The following is an 18,029-nucleotide window of genomic DNA, read 5'->3' on the forward strand; positions in this document are numbered from 1 at the left end:
CGGGCATTGCCCGGTTTTTTTAGCTTAACGCTGAATAGTGTTTCTATCAGCCGGGTTGCTCTGTGTCTTCAGTTGCTGCCGGGTCCGGATTGAGCAGTGTATCCATCAATGTGCTCAGTTTCTCCTGCACCAGATCATAGGTGGTATCAATATTTGCAGCGATATCCCCCTGAAGTACTTGCAGGCCATCAAGAATTTCCCGGGCATCGGCAAATCCCTGATCGATACCGCCCGAAATCAGTTTAACGAAGCTTTTTACCTGTGTCTGGTAATCCATCTCCGGGTGCTGATCCTGATAGCTGCTGAAGAAGTTAGCGCTGAGCGCAACAATGCGTTCAGCGGTTGCCGCCGGGCTAATGTCCACACCTGAATCATAGGCCTGTTGAATGGCTGAAGGGCCAAGATCAGCTTCAAGCACTTTGTTTAACTCAGTGACCGCGGTGCGATACAGGAGTGCCAGTGAATCGTTTCCTGAAGAGATACTGACATCCAGAGAGGCCTGCAGAATGGCCTGATTCTGTACTGACTTCTGTGTTGTCGCGGTTTCTTCCGTCGGTTTACTGCGCTCAGCCGCCGACTGGCCCTGTATAGAACTGATCTCCATATCATCTCCTTAGCTTGTGTTGCAGGAACTTACTTGACGAGCTTTAAGTTTAGTAATGCCCGTGTTTCATGCAAGGTTATCGGCTGCTAGCGGCGTTATATGCGTGAAAGTTTTTCATCAGGAAGAGGTTTTGCGTGCGCGCGGTTGCACGATATGACTGGCAACAGAACGGTTACGCCCCTGTTGTTTTGCCAGGTAGAGCGCTTCGTCCGCCTGTTTAATAACCGCCTGACTATCTTTGTGTTGCGGGGTCTTTTCGCACAGCCCGATACTGATGGTCACTTCGGTGGTACCCTCTGGCCGGCTGGAGCGGTTGCGTTGCTGACGGCCCTTTTTTTCATCTCCGGGGCGGTTTTTATCCCGTATGCGCATCGGATAAGCGGCAATGGCGGTGCGTACTTTCTCGGCAATCTCGATTGCGCTGACCTCATCCATCCCTTTAAAAACGATAGTGAACTCCTCGCCACCATAGCGAAAGACGGATGCGCCCCGGGCCGCTTGCTTCATCTGACTGGCAACCATTCTCAATACCTGATCCCCCACATCATGACCATATGTGTCGTTGAATTTCTTGAAATGGTCGATATCAACCATTCCCAGGGTGTAACGACGGCCAGCACTGCGCAGGGTATTTTCCAGTGCCCGACGCCCAGGCAACCCGGTTAATTCATCGATGAATGCCATACTGTATGAGTTAAACAGTACGGTAAACAGGATCAGTATTAATCCCAGTGTGCAACTGAGCACCGAGACGGATGTTTCGCCGAACAGCGCCAGCATCGCGGCAATGGCCAGGGTGATGATGACCAGGCAGGCATCTGCCAGAGTGGCTCTGAACCACAGGATCACCAGTCCCAGCAGGGTGGAGACGGCGAACAGGTATACCGCCCACTGGCTGAGCAGATAGGGGTCAGAAAACATCTGAATCAAACCCACCGGCAAGGCACTGAACCAGGCAGAAAGCAGATGGTTTTGTGCGGCTAACCAGAAAAACAGATAACCACTGATAATCACAGGCAGGTGTCTTAGCAACCAGCGACTGCTTAACCCCCGCTCAGGAATAAAGTTGATAAAAAGCTGCAGCAGCGGGAACAGCAGGCTCAGACCACTGAACAAAACAAAATTAGCGGGCTGACTGAGGCTGGTTTGCAGCTGGTTCTGAATCAACAGGAACAGGCACAGCAGGTTGATCGTTGTCAGCAGTAAGCGCCCCTGATTGAAACTGATGCAGAGAATGATGGCCAGCCCGCCCAGCAGTGGTGGCATGTAGTTGAGAAGTTGCTGCTGGATAACATTAAGGTCGTGAAGCTGACTATGAATCACCGGTGCAAGCAGCATTAAGAAGATGCCAGGCAGCATCAATTTAATCATTTTCTGCAGATTGTAACGCGGCACCCGGTGCTCTCCTTCAGATCAGTACCGCTATCCTATCATGGTGAGAGGCGATGAACTGCAACCCATTGCGTTGCAGTTACCGGTTTGGGTAATGAGTTTGTCGCAGGGTTGAGCCGGGAGAGGCATAACCGATATAAAAAATGCCGCACTGGGCGGCATTCATTGCAATGCTTAGTAAAATCTGTGCTTTACACCGCTTTTTTAAATCCCAGTAGTGATGCAATGGTGAACGCGGGACACCAGCCGCTAAAGGCTGACTGCAGCAGGCTGGCACCGACCACTGCTGTGATGTACAGCACCCATTGTGGCGCGGCGAAAAACATAAAGGCACTAACGGTAATCAGCACCGCAGCGCCGGCGATAATATGGACTCCCTGATGAACACTCATCCCGGTGGCGCAGGTTTGCTCTTTCAGCTTTAACATGCGAAATACCGTTATTGCCGGGCACCACTTGGTGAAGCCTGACTGAAGCAGGTTAAGGCCGACAAAGCCGGTGAGGTAATACCAGGCCGGGTTAACATAGGTTCCCAGGGCCAGGCTGATAAGAATAACAGAGCCCGCCAGCAGGCGCAGAGCAGCATTAAGAGTCATGGAGTTAGCCTCGTTGTTATTTCATGTGTCATAGCGGAGCCAGACATCTTTCATATTATATATTAGTAATATCTAATATGAAAGCTCTTGCCATGATAGATGGCTATTGAAGTGGATTGGTCAGCATCCGTAGTCTGGTGGGGATGTGGTATTGCATATTTGCGGCAGATCAAATTAATGTATTGGCAAAATAGCGAGGCTGGCTCATGCTTAAAGGGTCACCAGTAAGGAGGATCTGTTGTGGATATTGGCAAAATTCTGGTCAATCTTGAGCATGGTAAAGATAGCAGCCTGATTCTGGAAAAAGCGCTCCGGCTGGCGGAGGGCAGTGGTGCAAAAGTCGAACTGTTCTGCTGCTGTTATAACGCATCGCTGCGTAACAGCTATCTGCTCGATAAGGAGTCGCTGCTCAGAGCGGAGCATGGTTATATGCACCAGGTTGAAGCTGAGCTGGAACAGCTGACGGAGCCCTTTGAAGAACTCAATATAGACGTCGATATTGATCTCTGTTGGGAGCGCCATGAGGCCGAGGCGGTGGTGCGTAAGGTGTTACGTTTTCTACCCGATATGGTTCTGCATCCGATTGGGCAGCATAGCCGTCTGGGGCACTATATCTTTGATCAGAGCGACTGGCAGCTGATCCGTGAGTGTCCTGTTCCGCTGTTACTGGTTAAGCAGAAAGCCTGGTCTGATGGCGGTCATGTAGCGGCAGCGGTGGATCCGTTCCATGAGTGCGACAGCCCTGCGGTGCTGGATATAACAATACTGGAGTGGGCGCGTCGCCTGGTGCAGACCCTGGAAGGAGATCTGAAAGTGATGCACAGTTTTAATGTATTGCCTCACTCCGCTATTTTTGATGAGCACCTGGTGACCGATTTTGAAGGGATGCAGCGCAAGGTCAGGGCCGAACATGTGGCTGCACTGGGGGCTTTGCTGGAACCCTACGGGCTGACGACAGACAGCCCTGCAGTGACCCTGAAAGAGAAAGAGACCCATAACGCGATTCTTGAATACGTGGATGAAGCACATATCGATATTCTGGTGGTAGGGGCTGTGGCGCGGGGATTACTGGACCGGATTCTGGTGGGCAGCACTATTGAGCGGATTCTGGATCAGTTGCATGCCGACCTGCTGGTGGTGAAACCGCCAGGGTTTGTCAGCTCAATCACTGAGTAAATATTGAATCTACCGCTAGCCAGGTAAACCCAGAAAACAGATGAGAGGCATGCCGGTCAGGGCACGCCTCTTTTCAGAAGGATCTATTCAGATTAAAGCCGGCTGCTGTTAACTGAACTCAGCCCAGATCGGTGCATGGTCAGAAGGTTTCTCCATACCCCGGATATCATAGTCAATATTGGCATCGGTGCAGCGAAGGTAGAGTGATTCGGTGGCCAGTACTGCATCGATGCGCAGACCACGTTTAGGGTCTGCTTCGAAACCTCGGCTACGATAATCAAACCAGCTAAACAGGTCATCTGTGTCGGGATGGATCTTACGAAAAGTATCTTTCAGTCCCCAGTCCAGCAGACGGGCCAGCCACTGCCGTTCCTCCGGCTGGAAACTGGTTTTGCCGCTCTTCAGCCAGCGTTTGCGGTTCACTTCACCGATACCGATATCGATATCCTCCGGGGAGATATTCAGATCGCCCATCACCACCAAAGGCTGAGAGGGGTCACACTGTTGTTCCAGATAGTTCTGCAGATCGCTATAGTATTTGCGTTTGGCCGGGTATTTGGTTTCGTGGGCAATATTTTCCCCCTGAGGAAAATAGCCATTGAGTACTTTGACCCGCACCCCTTCGATATCGTACTCACCAATGATCATCCGCTTTTGTGCATCGTCGTCATCTCCGGGAAACCCTTTTTCCAGTCTGACCGGCGGTAACTTCGAAATCAGACAGACGCCGTAATGACCTTTCTGACCGTGGTATTCAACATGATAACCCAGTGCGCGGATCATCTCTTCAGGAAACTCCTCATCATGAACCTTGGTTTCCTGAATACCGATAACATCGGGCTGGTGCTTATCTATCAGCGCTTTAATCTGGTGAGGGCGGGCGCGCAGGCCGTTGGTGTTAAACGAGATCAGTTTCATGATAAACCTAAAGACTATCTGATAAAGAGGAGTAGTGAGGCGCCTAACTTAACCTTCGTCCGGGCAAAGTGCAAATGTGTCTGATTGAAAAACCCTATTACCGGTTTTGCCTATCTTTATTGGCATCCTTAGAGCACAACAGGTAGATTATGGCGCATAGTTTTATCTGACCGATCAGGTTTTCGGTTCAGTCTGTTTAGTTAATTGTTATCAGTGTTAAGGGGAATCCTGTGGCAGAGTTTGATTTTGACCTGTTTGTAATCGGTGCCGGTTCCGGTGGTGTGCGGGCTGGACGCATGGCAGCAGCAATGGGCGTCCGGGTGGGAATGGCCGAAGACCGTTATCTGGGCGGCACCTGTGTCAATGTTGGCTGCGTGCCAAAGAAACTGTTTGTCTACGGCTCCCATTTCAGTGAAGAGTTTGAAAATGCTGCCGGATTCGGCTGGACGGTCGGGAAGTCCTCTTTTGACTGGCCAACCCTGAGGGACAATAAAACCAAAGAGATTGAACGGCTTAATGGCATTTACCGTAATATGTTGGTGAACTCCGGCGTCAATCTGCTGGATGGCCGGGCGCGGATTGTGGGGCCAAACAGTGTCGAAGTCTCCGGCAAAGAATACAGCGCAGAGCGCATTCTCATTGCTACTGGCGGCTGGCCCTATGTCCCCGAGTTTCCCGGCAACGAGCACGTCATCAGTTCCAATGAGGTATTCTACCTGGATCAGTTCCCCAAGCGGGCTATCGTGGTCGGCGGTGGTTATATCGCGGTTGAGTTTGCCGGAATCTTCGCAGGCCTGGGTGCTGAAACCTCGCTGATCTATCGTGGTGATCTGTTCCTGCGGGGCTTCGATCAGGAGGTCAGGGAATTTACCGCAGCAGAGGTGGCGAAGAAGAATATCAGTCTGCGCTTTAACAACAACATCGAAAAGATTGAGAAGCAGGCCGATGGCTCATTGCTGGCGCATCTGACCGATGGATCTACTCTGGAAGCAGACACCATTATGTATGCCACTGGCCGGGTGCCTAATGTGATGGATCTGGGGCTGGAAAACATCAGTGTTGAACAGAAATCGAATGGGGCGATTGTTGTTAACGATCAGTTCCAGACCGCTGAACCATCCGTCTATGCTATCGGTGATGTGATTGATCGGGTGCAGCTGACGCCTGTGGCTCTGGCAGAAGGGATGGCGTTGGTGCGTAACCTGTATGCGGGCAAAAATCAGCAGGTTGATTACGATCTGATCGCGACAGCCGTGTTCTGTCAGCCCAATATTGGTACCGTTGGTTTATCCGAAGAAAAAAGTCGTGAACTCTATGACAATGTCGATGTCTATAAGTCTACGTTCAGAGCAATGAAGCATACGATTAGCGGTAGTGACGAGAAAACCTTTATGAAAATGCTGGTTGATCGTGACAGCGACAAGGTGCTGGGGGTACATATGGTAGGCCCCGATGCTGGCGAGATTATTCAGGGCATAGCTGTTGCTCTGAAAGCCGGTGCCACCAAAGCGGTGTTTGATTCCACCATCGGAATTCACCCGACTGCAGCTGAAGAGTTTGTAACAATGCGTGAACCAGCGAGTTAAGTGACCTTCATCGACTATTGCCCCGGCTGCTTGCAGACCGGGGATTTTTTTGTCAGCGAATTAATTCGCTACCTGGACATTATTGCGGCCGGCTTCTTTGGCCCGGTAAAGCGCCGCGTCAGCCCGGGCAATCAGGTTTTCCGGTGACTCATCTGCCGCTAACCGGGCAACCCCAAAGGAGGCAGTCACTGAGCTGATAATCTCACCACTTTTCTTCTGTTTGATGCGGATGGCGGCAACTTTCTTACGTACTTTCTCTGCCAGTTCACAGGCATCAGGTACTTTAATGCCGGGAAGTAACATGGAAAACTCTTCACCGCCAAAGCGTACCGGAAGCAGAGGCTCTGAACACTCCTCTTTGATCAGTCTGGCCACATACTGCAGCACCTTATCACCCATCTGGTGGCCGTAGGTATCGTTAAACTTTTTGAAAAAATCGATATCGACCATAATCAGAGAAACATCAGGCTGCGGTAGTGCTGCCAGTTGACTGATCTCTGTATCAAATACTCTGCGGTTATACAGGCCGGTGAGCGGGTCGACCGTGGCCTCCTGCCGAGACTCGTGCAACTCTTTTTTCAGTTTGTTGATCTCGGCCTGGGCCTCATCAATTTTTTGCTGGAACAGGCGGGTGCTTTCACTGATGGTTTCTGTATTGGTGGTCAGGTTCTGGATGATGGTTTCCAGTCCCTCATCATCGCTTCTGTCTTTGAGTGCTGCCAGACTCTCCTGCAGCACTTCGTTATAGGCTTCGGTATCCTGAACGGTTGAAGAGGCTGAGCTTTCCAGATCCCCCATAACCGATAGCAGCGCCTGCTGCAACGTTGCGGCGTTATCAGCCTCATCCTTTATCAGAAAATCACGGAACAGCTGCTCACCGATTCTGTTTGGGCAGGTGCCATAGATCTCCAGCATTTTATCCATCTGCTGGTTGAGCGCCGGGATCGCCCCGGAAACATAAGCGTACCAGAGTGCATAGTTTAAGGGAGTCGGGGGGATACTACTCTTGACCATCAGTGGAATCGCCCGGCGAAGATACTCTGTGGCTTGCTGAGGGTTATCTGCGAACTTCATAGAACCTTTTTCCTATCTCGCGAGACTGAATTTGATCAGTGCAAAGAATAACACTATTTTTTCTAAGGGTAGACCGTTAGCTGTTCAACTTTATGCTGATATTGGAACAATTGTTTGAAAATAATGCTTTATCGTAATTTATATGACTAATTGTTCATTGATTCAGGCCCGCAACTGATGGATTGTTATGAAGGTAATTAGGTATACCGATCTGTCCAGACACGAATAAATATAAAACCTAGTCAGGATTTGAGATGTCGCTGATTCATGGATTGCACTTTCATAACCTCAAAGGCGATCTGCTGGGGGGGCTAACGGCTGCAGTTGTTGCTTTGCCTCTGGCGCTGGCGTTTGGTGTCTCTTCAGGTGCCGGCGCTATTGCAGGTCTTTACGGGGCCATTTTTGTGGGGCTGTTTGCTGCACTATTTGGCGGGACTCCCAGCCAGGTATCCGGCCCGACCGGCCCGATGACCGTTGTCATGGCCTCGGTGTTCACCCAGTTTGTTGCGCTGGACCCCCAGAGCGGGCCGCTTTATGCCTTTACCGTGGTTATTCTGGGAGGGCTGCTGCAGATGTCGTTTGGCCTGTTGAAACTGGGGAAATATGTCACGCTGGTACCTTTTCCGGTGATCTCCGGGTTTATGACCGGTATTGGAATAATCATTATCCTGCTGCAACTGGGGCCGATGTTTGGGGTCCCGGCATCGGCCAGTGCCGGTGAGTCATTGCAGCAGATACCCAATTATCTGACCCATGCGGATCCTGCCGCACTGCTATTGGGTGGGGTGACGTTGGCCGTGGTGATCTTTTGTCCTAAAAAACTGGCGGTTGTGGTGCCGCCAACCCTGCTTGCGCTGGTGCTTGGCACGGTTATCTATCAGCTGTTTCATGGCGATACCGACCTGGCCATTATCGGTCATATACCCACCGGGTTACCTGAGTTACTGCTGCCCCGGTTTTCGCTGGACATTCTCAGCGATATGCTGTTTGCCGCACTGATGCTTGCGGTGCTGGGCTCGATAGACTCCCTGTTAACCTCGCTGGTGGCTGATAATATGACCAAAACCCAGCATGATTCTGATCGTGAGCTGATCGGTCAGGGGATCGGTAATATGGTGGCCGGCCTGTTTGGTGGCTTACCCGGTGCCGGGGCGACTATGCGTACGGTGGTCAATATCAAAGCTGGCGGCAAAACGCCCCTTGCTGGCAGTGTTCATGCAATTGTTCTGGTCTTCGTGATACTCGGTGCTGCACCTCTGGCAGAAAACATTCCCCATGCGGTTTTGGCAGGCATCCTTATCAAAGTGGGGCTGGATATTATCGACTGGCGTTTTCTGATGCGGTTGCATCGTGCTCCGCTGTTTGTTGCCTGTCTGATGTTGCTGGTACTGGTACTGACGGTCATGGTGGATCTGGTGACGGCGGTTTTTGCCGGGGTATTTATTGCCAACGTGGTGACGGTGAAACGCCTGGCGGACAATCAACTGGATAGTATCCGGGTGATTGACAGCCACGCCGGCAATGATGAGGGGCTGACTAAGCGTGAACGCAGGTTATTGGCTGAAACCCAGGGCCGGGTTATTCTCTATCAGTTTGATGGCCCGGTCAGCTATGCTGCGGCAAAAGGGTTATCTGGCAAACTACAGGGACGACGCCCCCATGATGCTTTGCTGCTGGACTTTTCCAGAGTGCCACTGATTGACGTATCCACGGCGCTGGCGATTGAGGATATGATTATCGAGGCTCAGGAACTGGGGCGCGATGTTCATATGATCGGCCTGAATCCTATTGTGAAGGATATATTGAGCCGGCTGAAGATTCTCGGACTGATTCCGGTGAGTTTTTGCCATGAGAGCCGCAGTAAAGCGCTGGAAACCGCCTATGCGCTGGTGTTTCGTGATGAACTTAACTGATTGTCAGCGTGATCAGATGCTGTAACGGGGTCAGGGCCTGTTGAAATGCGGTCAGCCGGTGGGCTTCTAGTTTGGCAATAACTTTCATCTCGGATGTAAAGTGCCTCTGGCAGTCGCCCAGATTAAACTGGCTGATCAGTTGCTCCAGTTCTCCGGTCAGGTTATAGGGGGCGGTCAGTGTGATGGTTAGGGTGGCGATCACCGCTTCCGTGGGTAGCCTTTGTAAGGCTTCCTGAACGCTTTGAGAATAAGCCCGTGCCAGGCCTCCGGTACCCAGCTTTACGCCACCAAAATAACGCGTGACCACCGCACAGATATTGCCCAGATGACTATGGCGCAACACATTGAGCATCGGCTGCCCGGCAGTACCTTTGGGCTCACCATCATCGCTGCAGTTCCATTGGTGTGAGTCATCGGGAACCCCGGCAATATAGCTCCAGCAGTGGTGGTTGGCTTTCGGGTGACCGGCTCGTACCGACTCGATAAAGCGTATCGCTTCCTCCCGGTCACCGACCGGCTGGATATCACAGATAAAGCGGCTTTTCCGGATCTCAAGTTCTGCGCTGTGGTGAGCGGCCGGGCGCAAGTAGTCCATCGATCAGTCTGTTCGCTACAGCTTTGGAGGCTGGTATCCCTGCCACAGACGGATACTTCTGAACCATCTGTATTGCCGGAACAGCCTGTCCAGTTCTGCTTCCAACTGCTTCATATCGATCTGCTGGTTAGTGGGGGTATCAAGCAGCATCAGCTCGATCTCAACGGCATCCCTGCGGTAATAGAGTGCCAGACGGCTGATCCCCAGTTGCGGGTGACCTGTTTGCTCAAGCAGTTCCCATAAGATTCCACTGATTTCGGTTCTGACGGGCAGGCTGGTTGAGTTATCAAACTCCTCTTCGTCATCGTAGGTATCAATATGGAAGATGATATGGCCGATATCTTCAAATTTTTTCATCAGCCTTAGCACCGCTTTGTCACCGATATAGTGTCCCTCTGAGGCACTCAGGTGAGGGGCAACCTGCAGATGCATCTCCAGCAGGCTCTGGCTGCCCATACTGCGGCTTTTGAAACTGTGGACGCTGAGTATGCCCTCAACCCCCATGATGACGTCGGTATAGGCTTGCGTTTGTTCTTCCGGCAGGGCGGTATCCACAAGTTCCAGAATGCTTTTCCAGGTCAGATCCCAGCCGACTTTCGCGATGATTAATGCCACCCCGATGGCGGCTACAGAATCCAGCCAGGCGAGGCCTGCCATCGCTCCGGCAACACCGAAAAATACCACAATAGATGAGAACGCATCGGTACGGCTATGCCAGGCATTGGCGATAATCAGGTCGGATTTGATCCGCTTACCGACGGTGAGTGTGTAGCGAAATATCGCCTCCTTCGCCAATACAGAGATCGCGGCGATCACCAGTGCGGGCCACTCTGGAAGCTGAACCACTTCGGCGCGGATCAGTGTCAACAGGCTCTCATACGCCATTGCACCGGCAACGGCGATCAGAATGCAGCCCAGAATAACGGTACCGATCGTTTCGAATCGTGCATGGCCCCAGGGATGCTCATCGTCGGGCTCCTGGTGGGAATACCTGATGATCCAGACCACCAGAAAATCGGTTAGCAGGTCTGAAAGTGAATGGATACCGTCGGCGATCAGCGCACTGGAGTGTGACAGCATGCCGAAGATGATTTTAAGCACTCCGAGCACAGTATCGATAACTGAACCAATAATGGTGATGCGCTGGGCCTGTGACTGATTACTGCGGGTTTCTGACATGGTTCAAAAGAGTCCGGTTCTTTACAAGGTCGATATGGTAAGGGGAACCGACCGAATAGGCCAGTTGCAAGGCACTTTTTATAATTATTTTTTTCAAAAAACAGGTTGACTTTTATCAGTCACAGTAACGACGCGGAATTGAAACACTTCTTGGATAAGTTGGATGAATTATTAATTTGATTCAGATCAAATGTTTATAAATCGTTGAAAAATAACAATAAAAACATCTGATCAAAAAATAGCCATATTATAGAGATCGGTGAAAAACCGGGTCATCCGGAGGGGTAATCTGAGGGTACCCACAATGTTATCCACAACTTATGTGGGTAGATTGAGACAGCCCTTTAGTTCTCTGTTATCCGGCAGTTGTGTTAGGGGATTCGGCACCCTACTATAGCCCCTTCTGAAACTATCTGATGGAGTCTTCCTGCATGGAGGGTGGCAATGCACTTTCGCTATTATTACCTATCGCTCTGTTTATTATTATGCTGGGTATGGGGCTGACACTCAGACCGGGTGACTTTTTATCGCTGCGGCATCGGCCTGTGGCCATTGTCACCGGTATTGTGTTGCAGCTACTGTTTTTGCCTATGCTAGCCTGGCTGGTGGTGACCGTTCTGCATCTGCCTGCGATACTGGCTGCGGGGTTGCTGATTGTCTCTTTTGCCCCCGGTGGGGCGACCTCGAATATGATCAGCTACCTCTGTCGTGCCGATACTGCACTGTCGATTTCGCTCACCGCGATCACCAGTCTTATTATACCTTTTACGCTGCCGTGGCTTACCTGGATCACGCTGGAGCATTTCCTGGGCAGTGGCGTGCTGGTGCAGCTGCCGCTGGTCAGCACCATTATGAAACTGGTGATGGTAACCCTGTTACCGGTTGCGATAGGCGTCTGTGTAAACAGTCGCTGGCCAGGGTTGTGTTATCAGCTTCAGCGACCGATAAAAGTGGTCGCACTGGTCTTTATGTGCACAGTGGTGCTGATGATAAGCTGGGCAAACCGTACCGCGCTACCACAGCTGATGCCGTTGCTAAGCCCCGCAATTCTGTTACTGGCCAGCAGTGCAATGGTGATTGCGGTGCTGATCGCCCGTTATCTGTTGCGGCTGAACACGGAAACGGCTTTGACGCTGGGCATTGAAACCGGGATTCAGAATGCCGGAACCGCACTGATGGTGACCGGCGCGATTCTGCAGCAGCCGGAGATGTCACTGGCGGTACTGCTGTATGGCATCCTGATGCAGGTGCCAGCGGTTATGCTGGTGGTGTGGCGCAACAACCCGGCGAGGCTGCGGGCTGTGTTAGTCAATGCCAAGTAATTTGTGGGTCTGAAGGCTGAGTTTCCACTGGGGGTTGGCGAGGCAGTAACGGATGCAGTCCTGGGTGTTGATGCGTTGCATCGGGCCGTCCATCGGTTGCAGATAGAAGTGTTTAAACGGCAGGTGGGTAAACTGTTCTGGCTGTGCGAGGGATTGCGGGTACACCAGTTTCAGCTCATCGCCACTCTGTTGAATAAGCGCCGCGTCTGCTTTTGGACTGACGCAGATCCAGTCGACCGCTTCGGGGACGGGCAGGGTCCCATTGGTTTCTACCGCAACCTCGAAACCCTGTTGATGTAACGCATCGATCAGCGGCTGGTCTAACTGCAGCAGGGGCTCACCGCCGGTACACACAACGTATGGACGCCCCTGAGTGGTTTCCTTACCCGGGGGCCAGAAACCTCTTATCGCTGTTGCCAGGGCCTCTGCTGATTGAAATTTACCGCCATTCTGACCATCAGTGCCAATAAAGTCGGTATCGCAGAAATCACATACCGCTTTACTCCGGTCCTGCTCACGGCCAGACCAGAGGTTGCAACCGGTGAAACGACAAAATACGGCTGGCCGTCCCGCCTGGGCGCCTTCACCCTGAAGGGTAAAGAACATCTCTTTGACACTGTAAATCTTACTCACTGAAGGGTCCTGATCTGCTATATGGAGGGGAGTTTAAGGGCTTCCCGGGTTTAAATTGTAACGCATCTGATTCAGCTGAGGATAACGCCACTGCTTTCAGGGCCGCGGCGCTGGTTTTTCTCAGGCGGTTGTTCAGGGGCGCTGAGCTTCGCCGCCAAACGCATCTATCAGTGCCGGAACAAGGCGGGTCAGCTCCAGTGACATCTGTACAAATTCGGCATCAAACTGGGCAAACGCCTCATCAGGGCTGTCCTGATCGAGTTTCTCTTTCAACTGGTCGGACAGTTTAATGCGCTTAATGCAGAGGTCATCCTGGAGTATAAAGTTGAGACTTTCCTGCCATTCCAGTGCCAGCTTAACAACCCGCTTGCCTGCCTCCAGGTGATGGCGAATCTCGTCGCTATCAAGATCCTGCCCCTTACAGCGAATGATACCGGTTTCTACAGCACTGTCCCGCAGTTCACACTCATCGAGGGGGGTAAGCCCGGTGTAACGCTCCTCAGGCTTCTCCAGCCAGTGAGACATGATGGCAGAGGGGGATTGGTTTACATCAGGCAGAACAACCGGCAGAGAGCCCAGCAGGCTGCGCAGATGGCTCAGCAGCTCTTCTGCCCGCTTATGGCTGCTGGCATCCACAATCAGCAGATTCTGTTGTGGTGCGATCAGCGCCCAGGTTGTCTGGAATTTACTGAACGCACGGGGTAACAGATCCAGCACAATTTCATCTTTAAGCTGGTCCTTTTCTTTCTTATAAACTTTCCGGGCCTGTTCATCTTCGATCACTTTTACCCGGTTATCCAGTTGCTGACGGATAACCTGGGTGGGAATGATCTTGTCCTCTTTCTGTGCCGCGATCAGCATAAATCCGTTACCGGCATGTACCAGCATGTCGGACAGACCACTACTGGGGCTGACCCAGCCAAAACGGCTGAGTTCCTGGCTACCGCAGGGGGTAAAGGCTTTTTCGCTGAGTTTCTCTTCAAGGGCTTCGGGGGTATAGCTGAACGGCTGTGTGAAACGGTAAACGATGGCATTTTTGAACCACATAAGATGAGCCCTTAATAACAGATAAAAAAAGAGAGGCTATTGTAAAGAGATAAACGACGTGCGAACAGGATTGATCTGAAGTTATTCGTTGTCAGCGCAGCCAGAGGGAACAGGTTGTGTGACCTGGTCTGTTGTCAGCCGGGGACTCTGGTTGCAGAGTCCCCGGTGTGATATCACAGGCCTTCGTAAGCCAGCAGGGTATAAACCGGGATGCCTGCTTGTTGAATCAGTTCTGAGCCTTTGAGGTCGGGCAGATCGATCAGTGCAGCAGCTTCATAAACCTCGGCACCAAGCTCTTTAATAATCGTGCTGGCCGCCAGAATAGTGCCGCCGGTTGCGATCAGATCATCAAAGATCAGCACTTTATCGCCTTTGCTGACAGCATCAACCTGCATCTCCACTGCGGCAGTACCGTATTCAAGGGCGTATTCGCGATGAATAGTCTTGCCGGGAAGTTTGCCTTTCTTACGTACCAGTACCAGCGGAATATTCAGTTGGTAAGCCATAATGGAGCCGAACAGGAAGCCGCGGGCATCAATACTGGCGATATGCGTCACTTCGGTGTCGATGTAGCGCTGGATGAATGAATCCGCAATCATCCGTAACGCTTTCGGGTCTTTAAACAGCGGGGTGATATCTCTGAACATTACTCCGGGTTCTGGCCAGTCCGGAATGGTGCGCATAACGGACTTGATATAACATTCATCGAAACTCATCAGGGGTTCCTTAAAACACTGGGACTATAAAAATAATACCCGCGCAGTGGGCGGGTATTTTTCAACTCAAACATAAGATCAGGAGTGCGGGCAGGACTTGTCGTCGCAATATTCGGCATCCTCAGATTCGCCGGACAGGTTGTAGATCTCTTCCAGGTTGCTCAGCTCGATCTCTTTACCATCAACCCGCACCAACTCCATTTTCTGGAAACGGGTAAAGATACGGCTGACCGTCTCGACCGCCAGACCAAGGTAGTTACCGATCTCATTACGTGACATCGACAGACGGAAATGTGTAGCTGAGTAACCGCGCGCTTTAAAGCGGGTGGATAGCTTGACCAGGAACGTCGCGACCCGCTGCTCAGCATTCTTCTTACTCAGGAGCAGCATCATCTGTTGATCATCACGGATCTCTTTACTCAGTGTCCGCAATATCTGACGGCGCAGTTCTGGCATCTGTCCTGAAAGTTCATCGAGCCGTTCGAACGGAATTTCACAAACGGTCGTGGTTTCCAGCATTTTTGCAGAAACAGGATACTGTTCGCTATCAAAGCCACTCATGCCCACCATTTCACCGGGGAAGTAGAAGCCGGTAATCTGCTCCTCTCCCTCATTGGTAAGGGTGTATGTTTTTATCGTACCGGCACGAATCGCGTAGACAGAGGAGAAGGGCTCGCCCTGATGGAACAGATGCTCACCTTTTTTCAGCGGCCTGCTCTTATCGATAATATCGTCCAGCCGGTCCATCTCTGTCATATTCAGGGACACGGGTAAACATAATGAACTCAGGCTGCACGTGCTGCAATGAACCTGCCTCAAGCTATGTAATTTCCCTTCAGATGCCTTATGGTTACCCATAACTATGTCCTGTTTTCGTTATGTTGTTTGACTCTGCTTGTCAGTGATTATCTACTAAATCGTTAACAGGGTGAAGTATTTCCCGTATCAAATGATACGGGAATACCCTTTAGTCGGTGCCTGCTTGGGAATATAGGCGTCAAATGCCATGCAGATACGACGGATCAGCAGGCGTCCGGCAGGGGTGACTTCGATACTGTTTTCAGTAAGTTGAATCAGACCGTCGCCAGTAAACCGCTCCAGTTCCTGTAACTCTTCGGCAAAATATTCAGAGAAACGGATATCAAACTGTTGCTCAATATCCGCCATATGCAGCTGGAAATGACAGATCAACTGGGTGATAACCGCCCGACGGATGCGATCATCTCGGGTCAGGGTTACGCCGCGTTTGATGGCGTAGTGGTGATCTTCAACGGCTGCGGTGTAGGCTCCCATATCATGTTCATTCTGATAGTAAACATCACCAATCTGACTGATGGAAGAGACACCCATCGCCACCAGATCGCAATCACTGTGGGTTGTGTATCCCTGGAAATTACGGTGAAGCTTTCCGTTTTGTTGCGCCAGAGCCAGCTCATCGTCAGGTTTGGCAAAGTGATCCATACCGATATAAACATAGCCGGCACCACAGAGCTTGCTGATGGTGGTTTCCAGGATTGCCAGTTTGGTTTCCGGGCTGGGCAGGTCTTCAGCTCTGATATGACTCTGGGAACGGAAGCGATCCGGCATATGGGCATAGTTGAAGACAGAGAGCCGGTCAGGGCTCAACTCGATAATAGTGTCCAGCGTTTTGACAAAGCTTTCCAGTGTCTGGTGTGGCAGGCCGTAGATCAGATCAATATTGATCGAACGGAAGCCCAGACGACGGGCCTCATGCAGCACATCGGTGATCTCTTCAACGGGCTGGACCCGGTTAACCGCCTGCTGAACCTTCAGCTCAATATCCTGAACCCCGAAACTGACCCGGTTAAAGCCGATCTCGCGCAGTACTTTAAGCATTTCATGATCAACTTCGCGGGGATCGATCTCGATAGAGTAGTCTCCGGAATCGTCATCCAGCAATTTGAAGTTCTGCCGCAGTTGCTGCATCACTTCAATCATCTGCTCGTTGCTGATAAAGGTCGGCGTGCCCCCCCCGAAGTGAAGCTGTTCAACGGTACGCTCGTTGGCATACCACTCGGACAGTTGCGCCATCTCTTTATACAGGGTGTCGAGGTAGGGCTGAGCCTTTTTGCGGTTACGGGTGATTACCTTGTTACAGGCGCAGTAATAGCAGACATGGGCGCAGAAGGGGATATGGACATACAGCGATAGCGGTGCACTGTTATCCGCAGTCTGCTGGCCTGTGTGTACCAGATCGGTCGCTGAAAGCTCTGGATCAAACTGGATTGCAGTCGGGTAAGAGGTATACCGGGGGCCGGACAGATCATAGCGGCGGATCAGATCGAGATCCCATTTAATCAGATTATTCTGCGTCACAACATTTCTCACTTTAACTGCAAAGGTCCGATTATAGTGATTTTAACCGAACCGGTATTGATGTTTATCAAGCCAGACCTGATACCAGTCCCCGCCAGGGGATAGTGTACAGGCCGAAGGCTATAATCAGTAGCCCGGCGATTGTCTGAGCTTTGCGGTTTCTCAATAACGTCTGCACCTGATTTGCCAGCAGCCCGGTGGCCAGCATCGCCGGTACCGTGCCCAGACCAAAACAGGCCATCAACAGGGCCGAGGTTTTCCAGTCGCTGGCGGTGGCACTCCAGATCAGTGTGCTGTAAACCAGGCCGCAGGGTAGCCAGCCCCAGAGGGCTCCCAGCGCCAGCGACTGCAATGGATTGCTGACTGGTAATAACTTACGGCTCAGGGGCTGGATATGCCGCCACAGCAGGTTTCCCTGTTTTTCTAAATAGGCCAGAGCCTTCCAGATCTGCGCGACGTAGAGTCCCATAAATATCAGGATGCTTCCCGCCAGTGTGCGCAAAATAAGTGATACTTCAGGCGAGCGGATTAACCAGCCAATGCTGCCAAGCAGAGCACCAGCCAGCGAGTAGCTGGCGATACGGCCAGCGTTGAAACCAAGCAGTAACAGCAGTGGCTGTTGGTTTTTCCGGTCGATACCCATTGCGACCGCGCTGGATATGCCGCCACACATACCCAGACAGTGGGCACTGCCCAGCAGCCCCAGAAGAAGTGCTGTGAAAGCGGAGAGCGATTCGGTCATTCAGGTTTTTCTGCTGGTTTAGGCGGCTTGGCGTCGTCGGGAATCAGATGCTCATCGTCGTCATACAGAATGCTGTGGGCGGGTGATTCAAGGTCATCTAACTGACCATTGTTGACCGACCAGAAAAAGCCCCAGATCGCAATTCCCGCAAGGATGATAGCGATAGGGATAAGCAGGTAGATAATTGACATAGCAATAC

Annotated in this window: 18 protein-coding genes; 4 read left to right on the forward strand and 14 right to left on the reverse strand. The window is 51.6% G+C overall.

The features are described from left to right. Positions 1-46: 46 nt before the first annotated feature. The 3 genes from JW499_RS12875 to JW499_RS12885 all read right to left on the reverse strand — a co-directional run bounded on the left by JW499_RS12875 (position 47) and on the right by JW499_RS12885 (position 2,592). Complete coding sequence (locus JW499_RS12875) at positions 47-604, reverse strand: DUF5610 domain-containing protein (protein ID WP_205210993.1); 558 nt, start codon at positions 602-604, stop codon at positions 47-49. Between the two features lie 117 nt (positions 605-721). Next, positions 722-1,999 carry a GGDEF domain-containing protein gene (locus tag JW499_RS22840; RefSeq protein WP_205210994.1) on the reverse strand — a complete coding sequence of 426 codons (1,278 nt, stop codon included), beginning with the start codon at positions 1,997-1,999 and terminating at the stop codon, positions 722-724. Between the two features lie 188 nt (positions 2,000-2,187). Beyond that, positions 2,188-2,592 carry a YgaP family membrane protein gene (locus JW499_RS12885; protein ID WP_205210995.1) on the reverse strand — a complete coding sequence of 135 codons (405 nt, stop codon included), beginning with the start codon at positions 2,590-2,592 and terminating at the stop codon, positions 2,188-2,190. 240 nt (positions 2,593-2,832) lie between these two features. Here JW499_RS12885 and JW499_RS12890 point away from each other — a divergent pair, with 240 nt between their 5' ends. Then, entirely contained in the window at positions 2,833-3,768 is a 936-nt protein-coding gene (locus tag JW499_RS12890; RefSeq protein WP_205210996.1) for a universal stress protein, read from the forward strand. Between the two features lie 108 nt (positions 3,769-3,876). Here JW499_RS12890 and xthA read toward each other — a convergent pair whose 3' ends face one another. Continuing rightward, positions 3,877-4,686 carry an exodeoxyribonuclease III gene (gene xthA, locus JW499_RS12895; RefSeq protein ID WP_205210997.1) on the reverse strand — a complete coding sequence of 270 codons (810 nt, stop codon included), beginning with the start codon at positions 4,684-4,686 and terminating at the stop codon, positions 3,877-3,879. 230 nt (positions 4,687-4,916) lie between these two features. On the opposite strand from xthA, the gene gorA reads away from it, so the two are divergent. Then, positions 4,917-6,272 carry a glutathione-disulfide reductase gene (gorA, locus tag JW499_RS12900; protein ID WP_205210998.1) on the forward strand — a complete coding sequence of 452 codons (1,356 nt, stop codon included), beginning with the start codon at positions 4,917-4,919 and terminating at the stop codon, positions 6,270-6,272. 60 nt (positions 6,273-6,332) lie between these two features. On the opposite strand, the gene JW499_RS12905 is transcribed toward gorA, so the two are convergent. Further along, on the reverse strand, positions 6,333-7,346 hold the full coding sequence (locus JW499_RS12905; RefSeq protein WP_205210999.1) for a GGDEF domain-containing protein: 1,014 nt from the start codon (positions 7,344-7,346) through the stop codon (positions 6,333-6,335). 254 nt (positions 7,347-7,600) lie between these two features. On the opposite strand from JW499_RS12905, the gene JW499_RS12910 reads away from it, so the two are divergent. Beyond that, positions 7,601-9,259, forward strand: coding sequence for a SulP family inorganic anion transporter (locus tag JW499_RS12910; protein ID WP_205211000.1), 1,659 nt, complete (start codon positions 7,601-7,603; stop codon positions 9,257-9,259). Here the strand turns inward: JW499_RS12910 and JW499_RS12915 are convergent. Further along, a complete protein-coding gene (locus JW499_RS12915; RefSeq protein WP_205211001.1) occupies positions 9,252-9,854 on the reverse strand; it encodes a YigZ family protein in 603 nt (200 codons plus the stop codon). The genes JW499_RS12910 and JW499_RS12915 overlap by 8 nt on opposite strands. 15 nt (positions 9,855-9,869) lie before the next feature. Then, positions 9,870-11,033, reverse strand: coding sequence for a cation diffusion facilitator family transporter (locus tag JW499_RS12920; RefSeq protein WP_205211002.1), 1,164 nt, complete (start codon positions 11,031-11,033; stop codon positions 9,870-9,872). A gap of 416 nt (positions 11,034-11,449) precedes the next feature. Between JW499_RS12920 and JW499_RS12925 the strand changes: the two genes are divergently transcribed. After that, positions 11,450-12,355, forward strand: coding sequence for a bile acid:sodium symporter family protein (locus JW499_RS12925; RefSeq protein ID WP_205211003.1), 906 nt, complete (start codon positions 11,450-11,452; stop codon positions 12,353-12,355). Here the strand turns inward: JW499_RS12925 and queE are convergent. The 7 genes from queE to ccoS all read right to left on the reverse strand — a co-directional run bounded on the left by queE (position 12,338) and on the right by ccoS (position 18,021). After that, positions 12,338-12,979, reverse strand: coding sequence for a 7-carboxy-7-deazaguanine synthase (gene queE / locus JW499_RS12930; protein ID WP_205211019.1), 642 nt, complete (start codon positions 12,977-12,979; stop codon positions 12,338-12,340). The genes JW499_RS12925 and queE overlap by 18 nt on opposite strands. 141 nt (positions 12,980-13,120) lie before the next feature. After that, positions 13,121-14,035, reverse strand: a complete 915-nt coding sequence (rdgC, locus tag JW499_RS12935) for a recombination-associated protein RdgC (protein WP_205211004.1) — start codon at positions 14,033-14,035, stop codon at positions 13,121-13,123. A gap of 173 nt (positions 14,036-14,208) precedes the next feature. Beyond that, on the reverse strand, positions 14,209-14,751 hold the full coding sequence (locus JW499_RS12940; protein WP_091355633.1) for an adenine phosphoribosyltransferase: 543 nt from the start codon (positions 14,749-14,751) through the stop codon (positions 14,209-14,211). A gap of 78 nt (positions 14,752-14,829) precedes the next feature. After that, positions 14,830-15,609: a fumarate/nitrate reduction transcriptional regulator Fnr gene (gene fnr / locus JW499_RS12945; protein ID WP_205211005.1), complete on the reverse strand. Its 780-nt coding sequence runs from the start codon at positions 15,607-15,609 to the stop codon at positions 14,830-14,832. 87 nt (positions 15,610-15,696) lie between these two features. Next, positions 15,697-17,088, reverse strand: a complete 1,392-nt coding sequence (gene hemN, locus JW499_RS12950) for an oxygen-independent coproporphyrinogen III oxidase (RefSeq protein ID WP_205211006.1) — start codon at positions 17,086-17,088, stop codon at positions 15,697-15,699. Between the two features lie 67 nt (positions 17,089-17,155). Continuing rightward, on the reverse strand, positions 17,156-17,830 hold the full coding sequence (locus tag JW499_RS12955; protein WP_091355628.1) for a sulfite exporter TauE/SafE family protein: 675 nt from the start codon (positions 17,828-17,830) through the stop codon (positions 17,156-17,158). Then, positions 17,827-18,021, reverse strand: a complete 195-nt coding sequence (ccoS, locus tag JW499_RS12960) for a cbb3-type cytochrome oxidase assembly protein CcoS (protein ID WP_091355625.1) — start codon at positions 18,019-18,021, stop codon at positions 17,827-17,829. The genes JW499_RS12955 and ccoS overlap by 4 nt, the downstream gene beginning before the upstream one ends. Between the last annotated feature and the right edge of the window lie 8 nt (positions 18,022-18,029).

Origin of the sequence: Amphritea pacifica, from assembly GCF_016924145.1 — a bacterium.
Classification (GTDB): Bacteria; Pseudomonadota; Gammaproteobacteria; order Pseudomonadales; family Balneatricaceae; genus Amphritea; species Amphritea pacifica.